Below are 18,350 nucleotides of genomic sequence, written 5' to 3' on the forward strand. Positions count from 1 at the left end.
CCTCGCACACCGACCTGGGCACGCTGCCGAGCCAGTTCTACTGTCACAAGTGCCTCCTTCCTTCTGATGAGGCCGGTTCGCCGAAGCTTCTGACACCGAGGCGAACCGGCCACTGACCACACGGGAATGAGGCGGCACCCGGCAACGAGGTGCCTGAACAGCGGGCGGCGTCTCCTACCCGAGACGCCGCCCGTTTCCGCCTGTCCGTGCACGTCTGAGCCTAGGGACGGCGTCACAGGCGCAGGAGCGTCGATCGACGACCGGTGTGAGTTCCACGACGAGCGGAAAGCCCGCTGCGGAGGGGGCGAATCTTCCCCGACCTGCGATGTGCACGTGCATTTGCACATCCGCGCGGAAAGGCAACGAGCAGGCCAGGCCCCTCTTCGACCCTGCAACGGGCAGTCGCGAGTCCACCAGACGGTGGGTCCGATCGCCCGACTCCAGGCAGGAATCCGGACCGTTTATCGCATGGGGTGGACCGTTCCTCCCGACCGGCCCCGGCGGCCCCGCGTCGCGGCCGTACACCAGGTCAACGGCGTGGCACGATAAGCGGTCACCGGTAAGCCGACCGGTCGGGTCCCGATCACGACTCGCGGGAGAGGGGACGAGGCCTCGATGGTCACGCCGTTCGACGAACACGGCCACGCCGTGCTCATCCACCTGGAAGAGCACGGCCCTGGTGAGATCAACAACGTCCTGGCCCGCCGCGGACTCGGGGACGATGACGCATTCCAGCTCGCCGAGTACCTGGGCGAACAGGGCCTGGTGACGAACTCGTTCTCTGGAGGTGGCGCGATCGAGACCACGCTGACCGGGGCCGGCCGCCGGCGAGCGCAGCGCCTGCTCGCCTCGCGCCCAGCGCGGCGGCTGACCGAGCTGCGCCGGCGCATGCTGACCTGGCTGGAACACCATGACCACGTCATCAACTGGGAGGACTTTCTGGGCAGCGATCAACTCCAGTACGAAGACTCCCACTTCACCGAGGACGAGGTCGACCGCGAAGCCGAATACCTCCTTGAATCCGGCCTGATCACCTCGCAGACGATGGACCAGGCCCCAAACGGCACGATCCAGCCCCAGCTCACGGCCCGCGGCAGGGATTGCTTGCTCTACAACGACGGCGACGTGCGCCGCTTTCTCACCGGCCGCAGCGACGAGGACTCCATGACCGACAACGACGGGATTAACAGGCAGGGCATCCAAGGGCTGGTCGCCGGGATCCAAGCCGAATTCGACAAGCAAGGGCCGATCCGCGTGCCCGTCGAAACCGGGCTGCCCCAACTCCCCGCCCTGGGCACTACGATCAACTACAACGGACCGGTGCTCCAGGGCGACATGACCAACGCGCAGATCGCCTGGAACGCCCAGCACGTAACCCAGAACCAGCAGCACACCACCAGCACCGTGGCTCCCGGCTACGAGGAGCTGGCCCGGTTCATCACCGACCTGCTGCAGAGCCTGCCCGCAGTGGGCCTGCCCGACCAGGACCGGGCCGACGCCGAGGAAGCCGCGCAGGAAGCCCTGGCCGAGATCACCGAGGCCGAACCGGAGAAGTCGAAGCTGCGCAAGTGCATCAACGTGCTCAAGGGCGTGTTCGCTCCGCTGGCCGCCGGGTACACGGCCGGCGCGACCGAGACGGCAACCGAGTGGTCGAAAACCGCCCTCGAAGCGCTCTCCGGCGTAGTCCTCTGACCACGCATCACCATCGCCGTGTAATCCGGTGCGGGCACCAGGTCGAACAGGCGATCGCGGTCATGCGATCGAGCGTAAATCAGCTGGCCGACGTTGACTCGTCATCGGCGTCGAGGAGATCGGCCGCGTTGTCGAGAGTTTCAGCTCGCTGGCTGAACTCGCCGGAGGTGTTACCGGCCCAGGTCTTGGCAGCGAGGTTCTCGTCGCGCTTCCGCAATGTCTCTGCCTGCTCGCGCAGATCGTCGCTCGTGCGCTCGCCGACAACTTCGCGCAGTCGCGCGACGAGCGACAGTGCCTCTTCGTTTGCCGCGTCGTCGCTGTCAGGCTCCACTTTCGGGAGCAGTTCGATCAGGCGTGCCACGATTCGCTGAAGTTCAGCGAACTCGGCGGGGCCCAGCGGGTCGGTCACGTGTATGTCCTTTCGCGGTGTGGAACAGCTCAGTCGCCCACGGAGTAGTCGGGGTTGATGCCCTCGTGGTGGATCTTCGACAGCTCTTGGGAGATCGATAGCAGCGCCTTGACTTCAGCGAGCTTCAGCTGCTGGTCGATCGTCAGCTCTTGGGGCGCGCTGTCGATGGCGTTCATTGCGTCGAACGCCTCAGCGAACATGTTCATCGGTGGGCCCTCTCTGCGGCTTGCTTGATCTTGTCGATGGGATGGCATCCACCGTTACGTGCAAGCGGTGGTTCGACGGGACATCTCGCCGAACCACCTGCCGCCATGACGTCGACGCTCCTGCTCCGCGGTCTCACGCGCGCGTCTCGTGGTACTGCAGAACTCGGGTTCTCTGTACACACTGAGTCTGTTGTGGACGGAGGTGACGGCGATGCCACGAGGTGCAACTCGCCCGGGTGCGGTACCCGCGGCGATCCCGCCGATGCTGGCCGAGGACGCCCGCACGCTGCCCTCCGGTGTGGGGTGGGTGTTCGAGTGGAAGTGGGATGGCTGGCGGGCCTGCATGGCCGTCGCCCCAGACGGGACCACCCGCCTGACCAGCCGCAACGGCAACGACCTCACCACGTACTTCCCCGAGCTGGCCGGCGTGCTGGGCCCTGTGCTCGGCGAGCGCCCGGCGATGCTCGACGGTGAGATCGTTGCGCTTAACGCCAAGGCTCGCCCGGAGTTCGGGCGGCTGCAGCGGCGCCGGACCGACCGCAGCGCCTAGTTAGCCGCTCAGCTGCCGGTGCACTTCTTCGCTTTCGACCTGCTCATGCTCGGCACCGAGACCCTGCTGGAGCTGCCCTACACCGAGCTCCGGAACCGGCTCGAGCAGCTCGATCCACCGGCCGGTGGCCGGGTGGTGATCCCGCCCAGCTACCCGGACGTGGACGGCGAGGACATGCTCAAGGCCGCGATCGACACCGGTATGGAGGGCGTGATCGCGAAGAAGGCGACCTCCCGCTACGTGCCCGGTCGGCGTTCGCCGGACTGGCGCAAGCATGCGGTGTTCCATAGCCACGAAGCCATCATCGGCGCGTGGCGCCCCGGGTCCGGGCGCCGTGGGGACACCATCGGCGCCCTGCTGCTCGGCGCCCACGACACCGCCGGCGACCTGGTCTACATCGGCGACGTCGGCACCGGCTTCACCGAAGCCACCCTCACCGACCTCCTCGTCCGCTTGCAGCCTCTCGAACGGCGGCGTAGTCCGTTCACCGACGAAGTCCCCCGCGACCGTGCCCGCGGTGTGCACTGGGTCGCGCCCCAGCTCGTCTGCGATGTCACTTATCGCAACTTCACCCCCGACCAGCGCCTCAGGCACACCTCGTTCCGCGGGCTGCGCTGGGACAAGGACCTCCAGCAGATCCTCATCCCCGGCCTGGCCAAGCCATGAGCACCGGCGAGCGGGTCACCGTGCAGGTCGAGCAGCGGCGGCTGACGCTGACGAACCTGTCCAAGGTCCTCTACCCAACCGCTGGTTCACCAAGGCCGAGGTCATCGACTATCACACCCGCATCGCCCCGGTCATGCTCCCGCACCTGGCCAGCCGCCCGGTCACCTTCCTGCGCTACCCCGACGGCGTCGGCGGCCAGCAGTTCTTCGAGAAGAACGCCCCCAAGGGCGCCCCGGCTGGCTGCCCACCGTCGTACTGCCCAGCAGCGGAAGCCGCGGCACCGGCGACTCGATCAGCTATGCCCTGCTTGACGAGTTGGCCGCGCTGGTTATCTGGAGGTGAGATGCATCCATGCACGTCAGGTGGCTGCGTTGACGTGAGGCATGCCAGGCATAGTAAGACCAGCCCACCTTCGGCAAGGCCTCCAGAAGGCGGGATTGTGCAGGACATGGATCACAGACCGCGCGCTATGCGGCATGAGAGTGCGTCGTCGAGGTGGCTGCGTCTGTCCTGGGCTCGGTTGGGTTACGGTCGGTTGTTGTGGGCTGCTGGGTGTAACGGGTTCGAGGGGTGAGGGGATCCTGTTTCTATGGATATCGAGTTGGCTGATGCGGTCGCGGTGATCCGGGATGAGTTGCTGGATGCGGCGAACCGGGCTTCGGACGCGGACGTGGAGTTTGTGGTGGGGCCGGTCGAGCTGGAGTTCAGTGTCGAGCTCAAGCGTGATGCGAAGGCGAAGGCCGGGTTCAAAGCCTGGGTGGTGTCCGCGGACGCCGAGGCCGGTGTGGCCCACACGCGCAAGCATCGGGTGATGGTGAGCTTGACCCCGCGGCGTCCGGGTGGCGGGGATCTGCTGGTCGCACGTGGCGGTGCTCGTGAGGCCGGGCCGGGAGACGTCACCGGGCACATCGGACGCTAACCAGCGGCGAGGGAGGTCCTGGTGGAGTGGGAGCGGGTCGCTGCGGTCACCGGAGCGGACCGGGCAGGGTCGGGTTATGTGATCGGGCCGTCGCTGGTGTTGACCTCGGCGCATGTGGTGGATGCCGAGGGTGTGGCGGTGCGGGTGTGCCGGCCGGGGCGGGCGGGGGATGTCGCGGGCCGGGTCGTGTGGTGCGGAACGCCGGGCGGGCGTGATGACGCCGCCCTGGTGCGGATCGAGGACCCAGCATGGGAACCGCTGGCCGATCAGCCCGTGCCGTGGGGCCGGTCGGTGACGTATCGGCCGGGGATCGAGTGTGTCTGCTGGGGCGCCCCGGAGCTGGTGCAGCGGGAGGGTGATCCGCTCGAGGTGTCGCAACTGGCGGGAACGCTCAACCCGGGTGACCGGATGGTCGGCGACCGCTACGTGATCAATCTGCACACCTATCCTCCTGCGGCACGCGCGGACGGGGGATCGCCCTGGGGTGGTTTGTCGGGCGCGGCCGTGTTCTGCGGTGATCTGCTGACCGGGGTGGTCGCGGTCGACCCCGCTGGGCGTCAGCACGCGGCCTTGGAAGCCGTCCCCGCCTACGTGCTGCTCGCCGACGCGCGGTTCGTCGAGATCGTGAGCGCTGAGGGAACGGTGCGGTGTGAGGCGATCGAGTTACACGGCCTGGTTGACACCGTCTCGCGGATCGGGCACACCGTGACGACGGGGTCGCCGGCGGCGCTGTTGACCGCGCGCCGCGCGGTGGTGCCGTTTCGCGGTCGCGCAGAGATCCTCGCCGAGCTGCATGCCTGGGCGCGGGCGCCTGGCTTGATCTGGCTGCTGCACGGACGGGGTGGTCAGGGCAAGACCCGCCTGGCGCACCAGTTCGGCGGCCAGCTGATCGGAAAGGGCTGGACGGTGCTGTGGCTTGACCCGGCCCGCAGCCACGGTGATGAGCTGGCGGTGCTGGCGGAGACGGTCACGCCACTGCTGGTGGTGCTCGACTATGCCGAAACCCGCACTGGACAGCTCCGCGAGCTGGTCCAGACGCTGGCTCGACGGCGACATGCCGCGCCGGTGAAGGTGCTGCTGCTGGCGCGCACCGCCGGAGATTGGTGGGCCGAGCTGGCCGAATCCAGCGACGTGGTCCGCGACTTGGTCGACACCACACGCATACGGCTGCTGGGAACATTGGACGAGACCGCCGCCGGTCAGGCGGACAGCTACCGGATCGCGGTTACTGCGTTCGCCGCGGCGTTGCCCGCGTTGCCTGGCCAGGCTGACGTTGCCTGGCACACCATCGCGGCCGGGCTCGGCGATCCTCCGGCGTCAGCCAGCGTGGACAGGCAGACGGTGCTGGCGGCGCAGATGAGCGCGCTGGCCGACCTGCTCGACCACGGACACCCAGAAACGGCCCATCCTGAAACGTCTGCCCCTGTGGGCGGGAAAGGTCCGGAAGATCGCATCCTTGATCACGAACGGGCCTACTGGCGCGCCACCGCCACCGCACAGGGCCTGCTCCCCGGACTGGGCCTGCCCACCCTGATCGACGTTGTGGCCGCGGCCGTGCTGCTCAGCCCCGCCGCGATGAACGACCTCGACGCACTGATCGCGAAAGTGCCCGGGATCGCTGATCAACCACGAGATCGCCGTGCCGCGGTCCGCAGCTGGCTAGGGCACCTCTACCCCTCTGCTGAGGGCGAGTTCGAAGGACTGCAACCAGATCGGCTGGGTGAGCGGCTGATCGGCAGACTCATCCTCGACCACACCCGCACCTGCGTCATCGACTCACTCGCCACCAACATCAACGACGACGAAGCAGTCACCCTGCTGACCGTCTGCACACGTGCCGCCGCGCACCCCGTCTTCGGCGACCAGGTGGCCGCTTCCCTGACCAGCTATTGCACCCGGCACGCGGACACCATGTTCGCCTCCGCGATCGAGACCGCCACCCGCGTTGAACGCCCGCACCCCCTCATCCGGGCCGTCGAACAACACGCTTCCGACGAAGGGTTGGACACCGAACAGCTGGAACGCTTGTCGTCGATGCTGCCGGAAACGAGCCAGGTCTGGGCATCCACCAGCGCCACCCTCTGGCAGGACCTAGTGCAACGCCGCCGACACACCGCAACCAGCGATCCCGAAACCGCCGACTCCCATCTTGCTCGCGGCCTGAACAACCTCTCGAACCGGCTAAGTGAGCTGGGGCGGCGGGAGGAGGCGCTGGACGCCATCACCGAGGCGGTCGAGATCCGACGCCGGCTGGCCGAGCAGCACCCCGATGCGTTCCTGCCCGACCTCGCAGGGAGTTTGAACAACCTCTCGAACCGGCTAAGTGAGCTGGGGCGGCGGGAGGAGGCGCTGGACGCCATCACCGAGGCGGTCGAGATCCGACGCCGGCTGGCCGAGCAGCACCCCGATGCGTTCCTGCCCGACCTCGCAGGGAGTTTGAACAACCTCGCGGTCCGGCTGGGTGCGCTGGGGCGGCAGGAGGAGGGGCTGGACGCCATCACTGAAGCGGTCGGTGTCTACCGCCGGCTGGCCGAGCAGCGCCCCGATGCGTTTCTGGCCGACGTCGCCATGAGTTTGAACAACCTCGCGGTCCGGCTGGGTGCGCTGGGGCGGCGGGAGGAGGGGCTGGACGCCATCACTGAAGCGGTCGGTGTCTACCGCCGGCTGGCCGAGCAGCGCCCCGATGCGTTTCTGGCCGACGTCGCCATGAGTTTGAACAACCTCGCGGTCCGGCTGGGTGAGCTGGGGCGGCGGGAGGAGGGGCTGGACGCCATCACTGAGGCGGTCGAGATCCGACGCCGGCTGGCCGAGCAGCGCCCCGATGTGTTCCTGCCCGACCTCGCAGGGAGTTTGAACAACCTCTCGATCCGGCTAAGTGAGCTGGGGCGGCAGGAGGAGGGGCTGGACGCCATCACTGAGGCGGTCGAGATCCGACGCCGGCTGGCCGAGCAGCGCCCCGATGCGTTCCTGCCCGACCTCGCAGGGAGTTTGAACAACCTCTCGATCCGGCTAAGTGAGCTGGGGCGGCAGGAGGAGGGGCTGGACGCCATCACTGAAGCGGTGGAGATCCGACGCCGGCTGGCCGAGCAGCGCCCCGACGTGCACGCCAACGAACTCATAAATTCTCGACGTGTCCACGATTGGCTAGTGAAGAACAGCCCGTCTGCGCCATGACGCATCGAAATCATTTCCATAAACCGTTAATCAGCATGTCGCGCAAGAACGAGCACTCGCTCATCGGCAAGACAGTGCATGGGGGTGTCAGGTTGCGGATGCCATGTATGCCGCCAGGATGTAGTTCGGGTGCCTGTCGAGGTTCTTGCGGGCGCGGTCGTAGCGCATGGTCGTTCGTGGGTCGGCGTGGCGGGCTGCGATCTGAACGTCGCGGAGGTCGACGCCCGCGTCGAGCATCGTGGTGACGAAGGTGTGCCGCAGCATGTGCGGGTGCATTCGCGGCAGCCGCACTACTGACGCTTCGGCTAGTCTGCGCAGCCGTCTGGTAGCGCAGTGCCGGTCCATGCGACCGCTGCGCCGGTTGAGCAGGGTCGGGCCCCGCTCACGGTCACCGACAGCTCGGTCGATCGCCCGTCCGACCGCCGGTGGCAGGGGCACCAGCACTGTTTTGCTGCCCTTGCCGATCACTCGCAGCACCCGGTGGCCGTGTTCCTCGCCGATGTCGCTGATGTCAGCGGCGCAGGCCTCGAACACCCGGAGTCCGAGTAGGCCGAGCATCGCCACCAGTGCGAAGTCGAATGGGTTGATCGATTCCCGCGCCGCGGTCAGCAGCGCTTCGAACTGCAGGTGTGACAGGCCGAGGGTCGGAGACTCGTTGGGCACCGCCGGTCGCCGGACGTACTCCGCTGGCGAGTGCTCGAGCACAGTGTCGATAACGCAGGTGCGGTAGAAGCCGGTGACCACTGACATCCTGCGTGACACCGTGGAGGGTTTGAAGCGTCGGACTTCCTGCATCCAGCGCACGTACAGCTCGATCTGCGCCCGGCGCGCTGCCAGCGGCGCGAGTTCGCGTTGTTGGCACCAGGTGAAGAAGATCCGCAGGTCCGACTCCGAATGCGTCCGTGAGACGCCGGTGTAGCGTCCGAGGTACGCCGCAGCCGCCAGGCGCAACCCCGTGTCATCCAGGTCTGAGGGCTCCATGAACTTCCATGCTGGATGGGAACACTCCAGGCGCAAAGCCGGAGGAGCAAGCTGTGCATGCTCCCTGACCAGTCATGTTCACTAGTGCGCCATCGCAGCATGAGCGGACGTCTGCGTGCTGGAGCAGTATGTAGAACACATCTTGCTGTCTGACACCATGTGCTGGTGGATGTCGCATGGCCTGGACGGCCTGAGGATGTGCTCTCCGCGCTCAGAACACTCGCCGCAGAGCCTCCGGCGCTGGACGGTGAGGGCGGAGACACGCGATGGTTCGACCTCACCAACGCTGTGCACTGGTCGGTCGATGACACTCTCTGGGATCTGGTGGATCCGGCTACCTCGATCGGGACGATCCTCCGCGACGGTCATGAGGCCGACGTGATCCGAGAGATCGTAACCGCAGTCGTCGCTGTGTCGGAGCGCCAAGGCACCACGGCTTCGGATGCGACCTGGTTCGGTGACAGTGGCTGGTGCGAGGTCCGGCGGCTCGCTGCGAACGGGCTCAACCGCCTGACGGGGTGAATGCCCTCAGCCGGGTCTCGGCAACATGTCGAGAAGGTTGGTGTCATGGTGTTGGGCCCCGGTGGTGACGTGGTTGCAGAAGGCCGCAATCGGGCGTATATCCCGCCCGGTGGCGATGACCTGTTGCAGGGCAGCCCGATCGCCCATGCGGAGATGAACGCGTTGGCCCGCATCGCTGACGACGCCGATCTGCCTACGATCACGCTATGGAGTCTGCGCCACCGTCTTTGATGTGCGCGGCATCGTGCGAGTACATATATTCCGATATGGACAATTGGCGGGTCAGTGGCACGCCCTGATAAGGCGAACTGCGACTGGTAGTCCGTTCTGGAAACTGAGACTCATCACCGATGCGGTCAGGTCCATTTGTTGGCCGGCTGCTCGATATCCTGCACGACAACCTGCCGCAAAGCGCTCAGGGGATTATCTGTGTCTGAACCAGGGGCGACTGGTGCTTTTCAAGCTTGATGCGTCCTCGTGCGCCCCTGCGGCGACAAGGGCTTTCGCGATCTTCTCGCGATGCAAAGGATTCTTCCTCAGTACATCGATCCATTTGTCCTTGAACTTCCGGTCCAGGCTCCCGAATTGGCGCAGAGAACGAGCGACCAACTCCGGTGGCGCCGAATATCCCGTGGCTTCCAGGATCCAATCGACATCATCTTTGAAATTCAAGTTCCAGAGCGCAAAGGTGATCTCGAATACTTCCTCCGGCTTCCTGAAGACAACCAGGTTGGCCAGAATCTTACCGACGTCCGCCCCGTCGGCGTGCTTGGTCTTGATCAGGTCGACCAGCTGAGTCTGCGTCAATCTTCTGGCGAGGTCCTCTACCTCAGTATTGATCGAAGTGCGAGGACGAGAGAAAATTTGGTTGGCAGCTTTGCTCGGCCGCTCACCTTGAGTGTCAAGGCCTCGATTTTCGTAACTTTCGACGACGTCCTGCCCCGCTGTTGGCGTCACCGCGACCTCCGGAATTACAACCGGTGACTCCACGTCCCGCACACTACCGTCCGACACCATCCGCCAATCGTCTCGAACCGGTGGCTTGTAAGACGGGTTCGGAGCGAGGACTAGCTCGTCGACGTCCTCCGACACCCGGCGCCGTGGGCGGGGAAAACCCTTAGATGGCAGAGTACTCGCCAAGTGCCGATAGGCGTCGCGGAGCGTCAGGTTCGGCCTACCCAACTGGTCGCCGTTGTTCAGGAAATGCAGAAGCTCTCCACTGAACGCGGTGTAGCGGTCCCCCGCCGGGGCCATCGCCAGTTCGTTCCGGGCAGAGGCCACCAGTACGCAGCCACCCGTCACCCTGGCCAGCTCCGCCGGTTCGTCTTCGGCGTCATCGCCAGCGAGCACGCCCAGAGCGCGCCCGGAGAAACAGCAGTCAAGGATCACGATGACCGAATTCGCGATGCTGTCCTGCAGTGAATCGCGAACGGCATCGTAATGAAGCGCAGTGTACGGTAGCAGCTTCGCTCGCCGATCCGTCGCCCCCATCGCCAGGTATAGGCTGCCTCCGATACTGACGAGACCATGCCCGACGTAGTAAAAGAGTAGAGCGTCCGTCGCTTCCTCCGCCACCTCGGCGAGAGCATGACCAACCTGAGACGGATGGGTCGGGTTGTCGAGAACCGTTATTTGCTCCGGCGAAACACCACATCGATTCGTGAAGGCAGCGGCCAGATCCGACAACGTGGCATCCACGGCCGGGACGCCGGGGAGTCCGGGAATGGAATACTTACCTACGCCGACGAGTAAGGCTCTGGTCCCCGGAGATTTCAAAGTCACCATGAGATGAGAAGTTGCCTATTCTTCGGAACTTTCTTCAAGCTCTTCATTTAGGATCCGGAGTATCCCCTCAAGCTCGTCCACGTCCGGATTCTTGATGCGCTTGGCCCGCAGTTCAACACTCGACCCCGTCGCGTTCTCGACACGCAGCGTTATGTCACTGCGCCGCTGCCTCAACCAGGCGATCAGCGCTCCCGACAGCACCGTCGCGGCGCCACCGGGAACCAGCGCGACCGATAGGATGTCCGAGACTCCGCCTAGGGCATCGGGTCGTGGATCATGCTCATCGAGGTTTACACGCCCACGCAGTTCGTCTTCTTCTGAGAGAAATTTGCGCAGCTCCCGAGCCTCGTCCGCCGACGCGTTACCGATCACTCGAATCGCTATCACCATACGACGACCTCCCAACCTGGGGCAAGAACCAGCTGAGTCTAGCGGACGACAAGCCGAGTATCACCGACAGCCGCTTCCAGGTCGGCAGTTCTCGCCCGCCACGTCCTGGCCTGCAACCGCTTGGCCATCCACGCCCTTACCGAGTTTGGCGATGTGCGTGTCCGGGTGCGGCGGTTCGCCGAGCCCTTGACCGCTCGTTCGACGCCGACCGAGTGCGCTGGTATTGCGAGGACTGGCTGGCGACCAGGCCCGACCATCGCCCCACCAGCAGAATCGTCAAGCCACGCCTGGGCCCCGAAGAGGTCAACCGCGAGCAGTCCTTGCAACAGCAACTCGACCCGCTCGGTCACAACACGGACGCGCACGAGCGCGCCGACTGCGCCCTCGTGCGCGCAAAACCCCGCACAGCCGATCAACTCTGGAGCAGACGCCTGCCCACACACCGTCGCCCGCCGCTGTCGTGGCGGAGCCGACTGCTGTCCAAGTACGTGACGAGACCGGCGAGGCACGTCCGGTGAAGCCGGCCGCGGCGAGCTCACCAGCCCGGCCGTCGCGCCGCCTTTGCCCTGCCGACGCCCGCGAAGTCCTCAGCAGACCAATGCGTCTCAAGGCCTGGCCAGTGCATTGCACCCTCTCTGTCATCTTCCCGCTCGGGTGTGCTCGCATCGTGACGACCGTGCGACCTCGTCATGCCTAAAGGCGGCGCAGATGGTGACGTCACGACCCTCGCCCAAGATCCTCTCCGTCGGCGATGGGGGCGCTGCGATTGCCATCGACCGGCTGACGCTGCCGTGCCGAACGGGGCTGCGGGTTCGCCCCGCGTGAGATTCCTGGCGGTAACGTCACGTCGTTCCTCGCGAAGCGGTTCAAGGGCTCCACCACGGCCGACGCTTGGCCGAAGTGATCATCGACCTGCCGGTCGCGGCGGCGGCGCCGTTGGCCGGTGACGGCGTCATCGAGGAGGCTGCCCGAGGGAAGGCAAGGTGCTCAGCGGCCTAGTGGTAGTCGGCGCTCGCCGCGAGCCTGGCTCGCTTCGAGCTCGAAGTGGCCGGCGTCGACTGCCCTGCGCGCGGCGTTTGCCGAATTGGTCGGCACGGCCCGCCCATGCGGCCGGGCTCAACGGCTGAGCACTCCGGCGCCGAGCCCGTTCCGAACACGGGTACTGGGCAGTTGCGCGTAGCGTGCCTCAGTCCCCTCGCAACCACGTCCGCTCATCGGCATGAGCGGACTATCGCGCGTCGGGACTGTCCGGGGGGTTGGTGTCGCGGATCATGCGGCGCAGACTTGTTCGGGCGGCGGCCAAGTCGTCTTCCAAGTCGGTGACTTGCTGGTGTAGCTGCTGGTTGTCGGCGGTGAACTGGCGATTCTGATCAGTCAGACGCTGGTTGTCGCGGGTGAGTTCGTCGATCCGGTCGACCAGCTCCCTGTGAGTGAGCGTGTCGAGTTGCCGGCCGAGTTGCCTCTGCAGGTTGCCGCGGAGCCTGTCCCGCTCGGCGCGTAGGTCGGTGATCTCGTGGAGGGCCAGCGCCAGGTCGGTACGCAGGCTGGCGGCGCTGGCCGACAAGCCGGCGCGTTCATCGCGGGCCGGCTGGGTCGCCTGGCGCTGGCGGGCGGCGTCAATGTGCTCACGAACGCCGTCGGCGTAGACCAGCCAGGTGGACACGTGCGCCGCGCGAGCGACGGCGGCGTAGGTGACTCGTTCGCGGTCGCGTTCCATCCGCTCCAGCGTGGTCAGCACGCGCTGCCGCTTGGTGAGGCTGTCCTGCCGCCGGGCCGCGCGCAGCAGCTCCGGTCGGCCCCGCGTGGCGGTCACCGCGGTGGCTCCGGGCGTCGGACCGGGGTGATCGGCAGCTTCAGATGGCCGCTGCCAGCGCGGGCCCTGCGCATGATGGCGCTGGCATCCTCGATCTCGGCGCGCTCGTCAGCGGGCAATTCGGCCAGCTTCGTGCGCATCTTGGTGATGACCTCGCCGTAGGCGTCGATCTGCTCAGTCAGGTTACGGATCACGAACTCGGCCGCGCCCATCGCCTGCGCGGTCTCCCGGTCCGCGCGCAGGTCGTTGATCTGCTGCTCGATCGCGGACAGGTAGGACGGGTCGGGCCGGTAGAACCCGCAGCCGGCGCACTGGAACCTGATCCGGCAAGCGTGCCCACCGGCCTTGACGTTTGACGGCTCGGTGCAGCCGCCGAACGGGACGGCCACCGCGCTACGCTCGTAGGCCAAGCCGGACCGAAATGGCGCCGGGTTGCCGTCCCGGTCCACGACCCGAGCGCTCAGGGTCTTCACTGCTTGTTGCTTGCGGCGCAGGGAAACCGTGTAGTAGCCCATCGTCGTGTTGACGTCGACGTGGTCCATCAGGTCTTTGAGCACGTCAACGGGGGTGCCTTCGTCGGCGTGGCGCTGGGCGTAGGAGTTGCGGAACGCGCGGGGAAAGATCCGTGTCCGGTCGAATGACAGCGGCTCGCCGTCTGGCCCGACGGTGTCGGTGACCAGCGCGGGCAGGGACCCGACCCACTCTCGGATGACGGCGGAGACGGTGTTGGGGTCGATGTGCGGAGCGCCGGCGCCGTGACTGATCGCCGGGAACAGGAACCCCGTGCTGTGCTCGGGAACGGGCAACGATCGGCGTCGGAGCTGCCACTGCCCGATGGCGTGGGCGGTATCGGAGGTGATTGGCAGACGGCGGCGCAGCCGCTTGCCCTTTCGGTTTTCCCAGACCAGCGAGGTTTCTCCGTCAATGGTTTCCAGGCAATCGTCGCGCAGGCACGCCACTTCGCCGGGCCGCCGACCGGTGTCACGCAAGACGATGTAGACGGTCCGGAACATCATCTGGATGTCGTCGCGGCTCAATCTGCCGTAGGGCATGTCTGCGCCGATGGAATGGAGCGCATCGTTGAGCTGGCGGATGACGAACTCAGGGATGGCCTTGCCGATCTCGCCCTCGTTTGTGTCTTCGACCACGATGCGATGCGAGCTGTGTCGAACGAAGCTGCCCGACATGTGGTCGAGCATGTCCGCTTTTCGGCCGAAATTCAGCAGGTCGCAGAACCTGCTGAACAGCGTATGGCGGGTTTTCGAGGTGTAGGGCTCGCCATCCAGGCGCAGCGCGGTGCGGAACTGGGCGGCGACAGCAGTCATGTCGGCGAACTGCAACGCGGCGACATCCTGTCCACCTCCGGGCCGACCGCTGAGCGCCTGGCCGGCCAGAGTGGCGGCGCGCAACGTGGGGCCGAGGTCACGCACGGCCGGGCGCTCGGCGTCCACCCAGACACGCACCAGTTCCCGAAGCCAGGGCTGGGGGATCTCGGTGAGGTCAGCGGTGCCTCGTGCGACGCGCTGCCTGGTCCAGCTGTGTGCTCGCAGCCCGATAGCGGGTAGGTCCAGCACGTCCTTGTCGGTGGGCGAGATGCCGCGGTGCTGGTCGTAGGCCAGGCTGATCGACCAGCGCAGCTGCCGCAACAGCGCGTCACTGGTGTTGGACAAGCTCAGCGATCCCACGCTGGGGTCCAGCAGCGTGGTCGCGTCTGCGAGGTGAAGAGCCAGGTTCCGGCACGTCGGCGGTAGCACGCTCTTGCCGAGCGTGTCGCGGTGTTGCAGCGCGTAGAGGAATTCGAGCTTAACCAGTGGTGCCAACCGAATGAGAGAGAAGCGGGAACCACCCAGGAAAGGAAGTTCGGCCGCGGCCCAGTCTCGTGCGTCCACCTTCTTGCCGGTCCGCACGTTGTGGTGTGACCAGCGACGCCAGTGGAAAGCGCAGAGCCCTCGGCTGTTCATGATCGGCCCACCGCAGCCGATGACGTGGCACGACACGGTGTCCAGGAAGGGAACCGCGAGGCTGGCCATCCACTCGCGGATTCCCAGCGTGGTGCGACCGCCCTTGACCTGCTTATGCCAGGTGCCGTAATGGGTGTCGCACGCGCCGACAGACACCGCCGGCCGGGTGCAACGTTGACCGTCCCGCTCGACCAGGCAGGAGGATTTCACCGTGGCACACCCCGCCCGGCGCTTCGGCACGTAGGTGGCGACGAACTCGTCCGCGTTCCCGGCATATTTCCCCAGCTCAATGGCGCATTGCTTGCAGAATCCGTGGCGGATGTGCAACTGGTTGACGCAGGCGCGCACCGAACACGGCCACAGCGACGTCCGGGGATTGTTGACATCCCCGGTGAACAGCCACGCTTCGTGGTTCCACTCCGTTGGACGCCAGTCGGTTGTGAGACGCTCTCGCAACCACATCTCCCAAGCCATGGCGTCGGCCGGCAGCCCGACCGCGGCGGCCCGCAGTGGCGCGGGACTGGCCAATACGGTCACCGGGTGCCCTCGTTCACCACGCCCACTCGGTCAACCGCATCGCGTTTCTCATGATCGGAGACGTGGATGTAGGGCTGCATGGACGCCTGGGAGACATGTCCGAGCAGTGCCTGCACAACATCGCGAGGAGTGCCATCGCGCAGCCACCCGGTTGCGGCACCATGGCGCAGCATATGCGGCCGGGCGGTGAACCCGGCAACGCGAGCCAGGCGCTCGAACATCTCCTTGGCGTTGTCGTAGGTCATCGGCCGGCCCAACGGCGGCCGATAGCAGTTGACGAACACCAGGTCGCAGCCGACGGCCTGCTCGATCTGGTCGCGGTCATAGCGGTAGTCGCTGTAGAACCCGACAAGGTTGGCCGTGACCGGGATCGACCGGGGCCTGCGGGCCTTGGCCAGCGCCTTGTTGGCGTTGTCAGGGCGACGCCGGATGTGCACGTGTGGTCCCTTGACCGGGCAACCCAGACCTTGAGAGTCCGCCAACAGGTGCATATCCTCCCTGCGCAACCCGAGCGCTTCCCCGATCCGGCAGCCGGTGCACCCCAGCAGGGCGACCAGAAACCGGTCCCGCGCGTTGCCGGCCAGTTCGATCATCTGGTTGACCTGCTTGGCGGTCAGCGCCTGGTAGCCGGGCTCGACCATCCGGAACCGGAATGTTGACTTCGCGACCACACGGAACTGATCGTCCTCGCCGGCGCTGAAGCCGGGTGGCAGGTGGGTGAGGTACTTCGGCTCGGCCAGCATCGCCACCGTGTTCTCCGGCACCCAACCGTACGGGCGGCCGAATCGCAGGAACTCGCACACCGCGGTCAGCACGGCATTCGCGGAGCCCTCCGAGCGGTACCGAGGTATGACCGGCCGCCGGGTGCGGGGCGCCACGGGTTCGTGGACCAGCCAGTCCTTGAACCGCTTCATCGGCAGGAATCCTGGAACCCGCCAGTCCAACCCGGCGTTCGCGCAGTAGGTCAGATACACCGCCACCCGGCCGGCGTAGGCCCGTGCCGTGTTCGGCGAGCAGTCCCTGGCGCGCAGGTTCGCGAGGAACGCCGTCGCCTCGACGTGTAGGTCGTAGCTCTCGGTGTCAACGACGACCCACTCAACCGAGCCGTCCTCGGCAACAGCGCGTTCTGCTTGGAATGGCACCAGGAAGGACTACTGCATCTCCTGTGCCTCGCACCTCCCGAATATTGACCAGTCACACGACGGAGATCAAAAGACCACTCGTATGGCTAGTCAGCTACGCCACCCCCAGATAACACTGGTGTGGGCGGCGAACATGGCCGCGCTCGAACTGCACGTCCCGCAATGGACCGCCACCACCGAGCCACCCAGACGCCGAGCACCAGACCGGCTGGTGTTCGACCTCGACCCTGGGCCCGGCAGCTCCACCGTGGACTGCTGCCGCGTCGCCGAACGACTCCACGACCTGCTGGCAGGTGACGGACTGACCGTGTTCGCCAAGACCTCGGGCTCCAAGGGCATGCAGCTCTGCAGCGCCATCACCACCGAGGTCTCCAGCGCCCCGTCGGCCTACGCCAAGCACCTCGCCCAGCAGTTGGCCCGCGAGACCCCGGAGACGGTGACCGCGGTGATGGCCAAGGTCCAGCTCCGACGTTGCTACGACAGCGCGCTTGGGCCTCCCTGAAGAGGGGCGCAGCGCTGAACTCAAGCAAGAATTAGGTAGCCAATTGGTCAACTCTTGGGCACCCTTGATGCCGTGAACCGGCTTGAGCGCCTCGTAGTGCATGTCGAAGAGGCGATCCGCTTCGGCACCGCCCACGATGAACCACACCTTCGCCTGGGCCTCATGATGATCGACTCTGCAGCTGAGCTGATGATGTATCGCGAGACCGACTATCTTTTGCGCCGAGGTGCGCAGTACGAACAAATGCTGAAGCAGGCCGAAAAGGCTTTAGCGCACGGGTTCGGCAACCAGCAATCCGTCGACAGGTTGCGCGCGGACGTCTTCTCAAAGACTCAACGCAGGAAGATCGAGCGCGAATTCAATGCCAAATGCGACCTGCTGACTCGGGAAGGCATTATCAACGCAACTCACGCACGAGTACTAAAAAAGCTCCACGAGTACCGCAACGAGACCTACCACCGCGACGAATTACGACCGGCCACATTAGCTAGCGCAACCAGAATCTTCATACATTTGGTTTGCACGATGATGACCGTCATGCCGGTACACGGCATGGGCTACTCGTCGGACCCGCCCGACGGATTAAAGAAATATCTCCAATCGAAGACCTTACCAAGCAATGACCCAATGGACATGCAGGCACGTATCGGCCACCAGCTACTCGCCGAGCTCGGCATTGGCGAACAGGGACAGATAGGCCAGGACCTCGCCGACCACGTCATCTATCGCCTCGGAGAAATCGAAGAGGCAGCCAAGGAATGCGTTTCCTACTTCAACGACATAAACAATCGCGGATGGGACTTTCAGTCAATACTCGGCCTACTTCAGGCCCCAGAGCCCGACGATCCGCACGATCACCTGCGTCGCACCGTCGAGAACTACCGACAGTGGGCAAGGCCGGTAAACATAGCAACGTTTCGAGCGTGGCAAAAAGGCGCGAATACACTCGCCAGGGAGACCGATGACCTCGCAGCGTTTGCCGCCTTTGCCGACCTTGAAGATGAGTTCGAGCCAATAGAGCAGCTAGTAATTAAACTGGCACTTGATGTCGACCGCTCAGTTCAGCATGAGATCGACGTCGCACTAGGCAAATAGCCGCGA

17 protein-coding genes and 1 pseudogene are annotated in these 18,350 nt (G+C 65.6%); 10 read left to right on the plus strand and 8 right to left on the minus strand.

The features are described 5' to 3' along the window. The first annotated feature begins 615 nt into the window (after positions 1-615). Entirely contained in the window at positions 616-1,692 is a 1,077-nt protein-coding gene (locus L3Q67_RS01200; RefSeq protein WP_499187735.1) for a helix-turn-helix domain-containing protein, read from the plus strand. Positions 1,693-1,771: 79 nt separating this feature from the next. Here L3Q67_RS01200 and L3Q67_RS01205 read toward each other — a convergent pair whose 3' ends face one another. Together L3Q67_RS01205 and L3Q67_RS01210 are read right to left on the minus strand one after the other, a co-directional pair. After that, entirely contained in the window at positions 1,772-2,101 is a 330-nt protein-coding gene (locus tag L3Q67_RS01205) for a hypothetical protein (RefSeq protein WP_499187736.1), read from the minus strand. A 29-nt stretch (positions 2,102-2,130) separates the two neighbouring features. After that, positions 2,131-2,307, minus strand: coding sequence for a hypothetical protein (locus L3Q67_RS01210; protein WP_499187737.1), 177 nt, complete (start codon positions 2,305-2,307; stop codon positions 2,131-2,133). A 262-nt stretch (positions 2,308-2,569) separates the two neighbouring features. Between L3Q67_RS01210 and L3Q67_RS01215 the strand changes: the two are divergent. The 5 genes and pseudogenes from L3Q67_RS01215 to L3Q67_RS01235 all read left to right on the plus strand — a co-directional run. Continuing rightward, positions 2,570-3,070: pseudogene (locus L3Q67_RS01215) on the plus strand (ATP-dependent DNA ligase); the annotation flags it as partial. Beyond that, positions 3,059-3,523, plus strand: a complete 465-nt coding sequence (locus L3Q67_RS01220; RefSeq protein ID WP_499191408.1) for an ATP dependent DNA ligase — start codon at positions 3,059-3,061, stop codon at positions 3,521-3,523. The pseudogene L3Q67_RS01215 and the gene L3Q67_RS01220, both read left to right, overlap by 12 nt. Positions 3,524-3,656: 133 nt before the next feature. Continuing rightward, the gene (ligD, locus tag L3Q67_RS01225) at positions 3,657-4,097 is read left to right on the plus strand and encodes a non-homologous end-joining DNA ligase LigD (protein WP_499187738.1); all 441 of its coding nucleotides are present in this window, start codon (positions 3,657-3,659) and stop codon (positions 4,095-4,097) included. 15 nt (positions 4,098-4,112) lie between these two features. Continuing rightward, on the plus strand, positions 4,113-4,442 hold the full coding sequence (locus L3Q67_RS01230) for a trypco2 family protein (protein ID WP_499187739.1): 330 nt from the start codon (positions 4,113-4,115) through the stop codon (positions 4,440-4,442). A 21-nt stretch (positions 4,443-4,463) separates the two neighbouring features. Then, on the plus strand, positions 4,464-7,616 hold the full coding sequence (locus L3Q67_RS01235; protein ID WP_499187740.1) for a tetratricopeptide repeat-containing serine protease family protein: 3,153 nt from the start codon (positions 4,464-4,466) through the stop codon (positions 7,614-7,616). A gap of 87 nt (positions 7,617-7,703) precedes the next feature. Here the strand turns inward: L3Q67_RS01235 and L3Q67_RS01240 are convergent, their stop codons facing one another. After that, complete coding sequence (locus tag L3Q67_RS01240) at positions 7,704-8,633, minus strand: tyrosine-type recombinase/integrase (protein ID WP_499187741.1); 930 nt, start codon at positions 8,631-8,633, stop codon at positions 7,704-7,706. Between the two features lie 129 nt (positions 8,634-8,762). Here L3Q67_RS01240 and L3Q67_RS01245 point away from each other — a divergent pair, with 129 nt between their 5' ends. Next, positions 8,763-9,119: an SCO4402 family protein gene (locus L3Q67_RS01245; RefSeq protein ID WP_499187742.1), complete on the plus strand. Its 357-nt coding sequence runs from the start codon at positions 8,763-8,765 to the stop codon at positions 9,117-9,119. A 45-nt stretch (positions 9,120-9,164) separates the two neighbouring features. After that, complete coding sequence (locus tag L3Q67_RS01250; RefSeq protein ID WP_499187743.1) at positions 9,165-9,350, plus strand: cytidine/deoxycytidylate deaminase family protein; 186 nt, start codon at positions 9,165-9,167, stop codon at positions 9,348-9,350. Between the two features lie 192 nt (positions 9,351-9,542). Here the strand turns inward: L3Q67_RS01250 and L3Q67_RS01255 are convergent, their stop codons facing one another. The 5 genes from L3Q67_RS01255 to L3Q67_RS01275 all read right to left on the minus strand — a co-directional run bounded on the left by L3Q67_RS01255 (position 9,543) and on the right by L3Q67_RS01275 (position 16,747). Next, positions 9,543-10,817 carry a caspase family protein gene (locus tag L3Q67_RS01255; RefSeq protein ID WP_499187744.1) on the minus strand — a complete coding sequence of 425 codons (1,275 nt, stop codon included), beginning with the start codon at positions 10,815-10,817 and terminating at the stop codon, positions 9,543-9,545. 102 nt (positions 10,818-10,919) lie between these two features. Continuing rightward, a complete protein-coding gene (locus L3Q67_RS01260; protein ID WP_499187745.1) occupies positions 10,920-11,294 on the minus strand; it encodes an effector-associated constant component EACC1 in 375 nt (124 codons plus the stop codon). A 1,228-nt stretch (positions 11,295-12,522) separates the two neighbouring features. Beyond that, positions 12,523-13,107: a hypothetical protein gene (locus L3Q67_RS01265; RefSeq protein WP_499187746.1), complete on the minus strand. Its 585-nt coding sequence runs from the start codon at positions 13,105-13,107 to the stop codon at positions 12,523-12,525. After that, a complete protein-coding gene (locus L3Q67_RS01270) occupies positions 13,104-15,605 on the minus strand; it encodes a site-specific integrase (RefSeq protein WP_499187747.1) in 2,502 nt (833 codons plus the stop codon). Before L3Q67_RS01270 ends, L3Q67_RS01265 begins: the two co-directional genes overlap by 4 nt. Then, positions 15,602-16,747: a site-specific integrase gene (locus L3Q67_RS01275; protein ID WP_499187748.1), complete on the minus strand. Its 1,146-nt coding sequence runs from the start codon at positions 16,745-16,747 to the stop codon at positions 15,602-15,604. The genes L3Q67_RS01270 and L3Q67_RS01275 overlap by 4 nt, the downstream gene beginning before the upstream one ends. An 82-nt stretch (positions 16,748-16,829) precedes the next feature. Here L3Q67_RS01275 and ligD (L3Q67_RS01280) point away from each other — a divergent pair, with 82 nt between their 5' ends. After that, entirely contained in the window at positions 16,830-17,249 is a 420-nt protein-coding gene (gene ligD, locus L3Q67_RS01280) for a non-homologous end-joining DNA ligase LigD (RefSeq protein WP_499187749.1), read from the plus strand. 72 nt (positions 17,250-17,321) lie between these two features. Further along, a complete protein-coding gene (locus L3Q67_RS01285; RefSeq protein WP_499187750.1) occupies positions 17,322-18,344 on the plus strand; it encodes a hypothetical protein in 1,023 nt (340 codons plus the stop codon). The last annotated feature ends 6 nt before the right edge of the window (positions 18,345-18,350 follow it).

The sequence above is a fragment of the Saccharothrix sp. AJ9571 genome, from assembly GCF_021725495.1.
Lineage (GTDB): Bacteria > Actinomycetota > Actinomycetes > Mycobacteriales > Pseudonocardiaceae > Amycolatopsis > Amycolatopsis magusensis.

Coding starts and splice junctions, on each gene's coding strand:
- L3Q67_RS01200 (WP_499187735.1), top strand. CDS start 616: ATGGTCACGCCGTTCGACGAACACGGCCACGCCGTGCTCATCCACCTG.
- L3Q67_RS01210 (WP_499187737.1), bottom strand. CDS start 2,307: ATGAACATGTTCGCTGAGGCGTTCGACGCAATGAACGCCATCGACAGC.
- L3Q67_RS01220 (WP_499191408.1), top strand. CDS start 3,059: ATGGAGGGCGTGATCGCGAAGAAGGCGACCTCCCGCTACGTGCCCGGT.
- ligD (WP_499187738.1), top strand. CDS start 3,657: ATGCTCCCGCACCTGGCCAGCCGCCCGGTCACCTTCCTGCGCTACCCC.
- L3Q67_RS01230 (WP_499187739.1), top strand. CDS start 4,113: ATGGATATCGAGTTGGCTGATGCGGTCGCGGTGATCCGGGATGAGTTG.
- L3Q67_RS01250 (WP_499187743.1), top strand. CDS start 9,165: ATGGTGTTGGGCCCCGGTGGTGACGTGGTTGCAGAAGGCCGCAATCGG.
- L3Q67_RS01260 (WP_499187745.1), bottom strand. CDS start 11,294: ATGGTGATAGCGATTCGAGTGATCGGTAACGCGTCGGCGGACGAGGCT.
- ligD (WP_499187749.1), top strand. CDS start 16,830: ATGGCTAGTCAGCTACGCCACCCCCAGATAACACTGGTGTGGGCGGCG.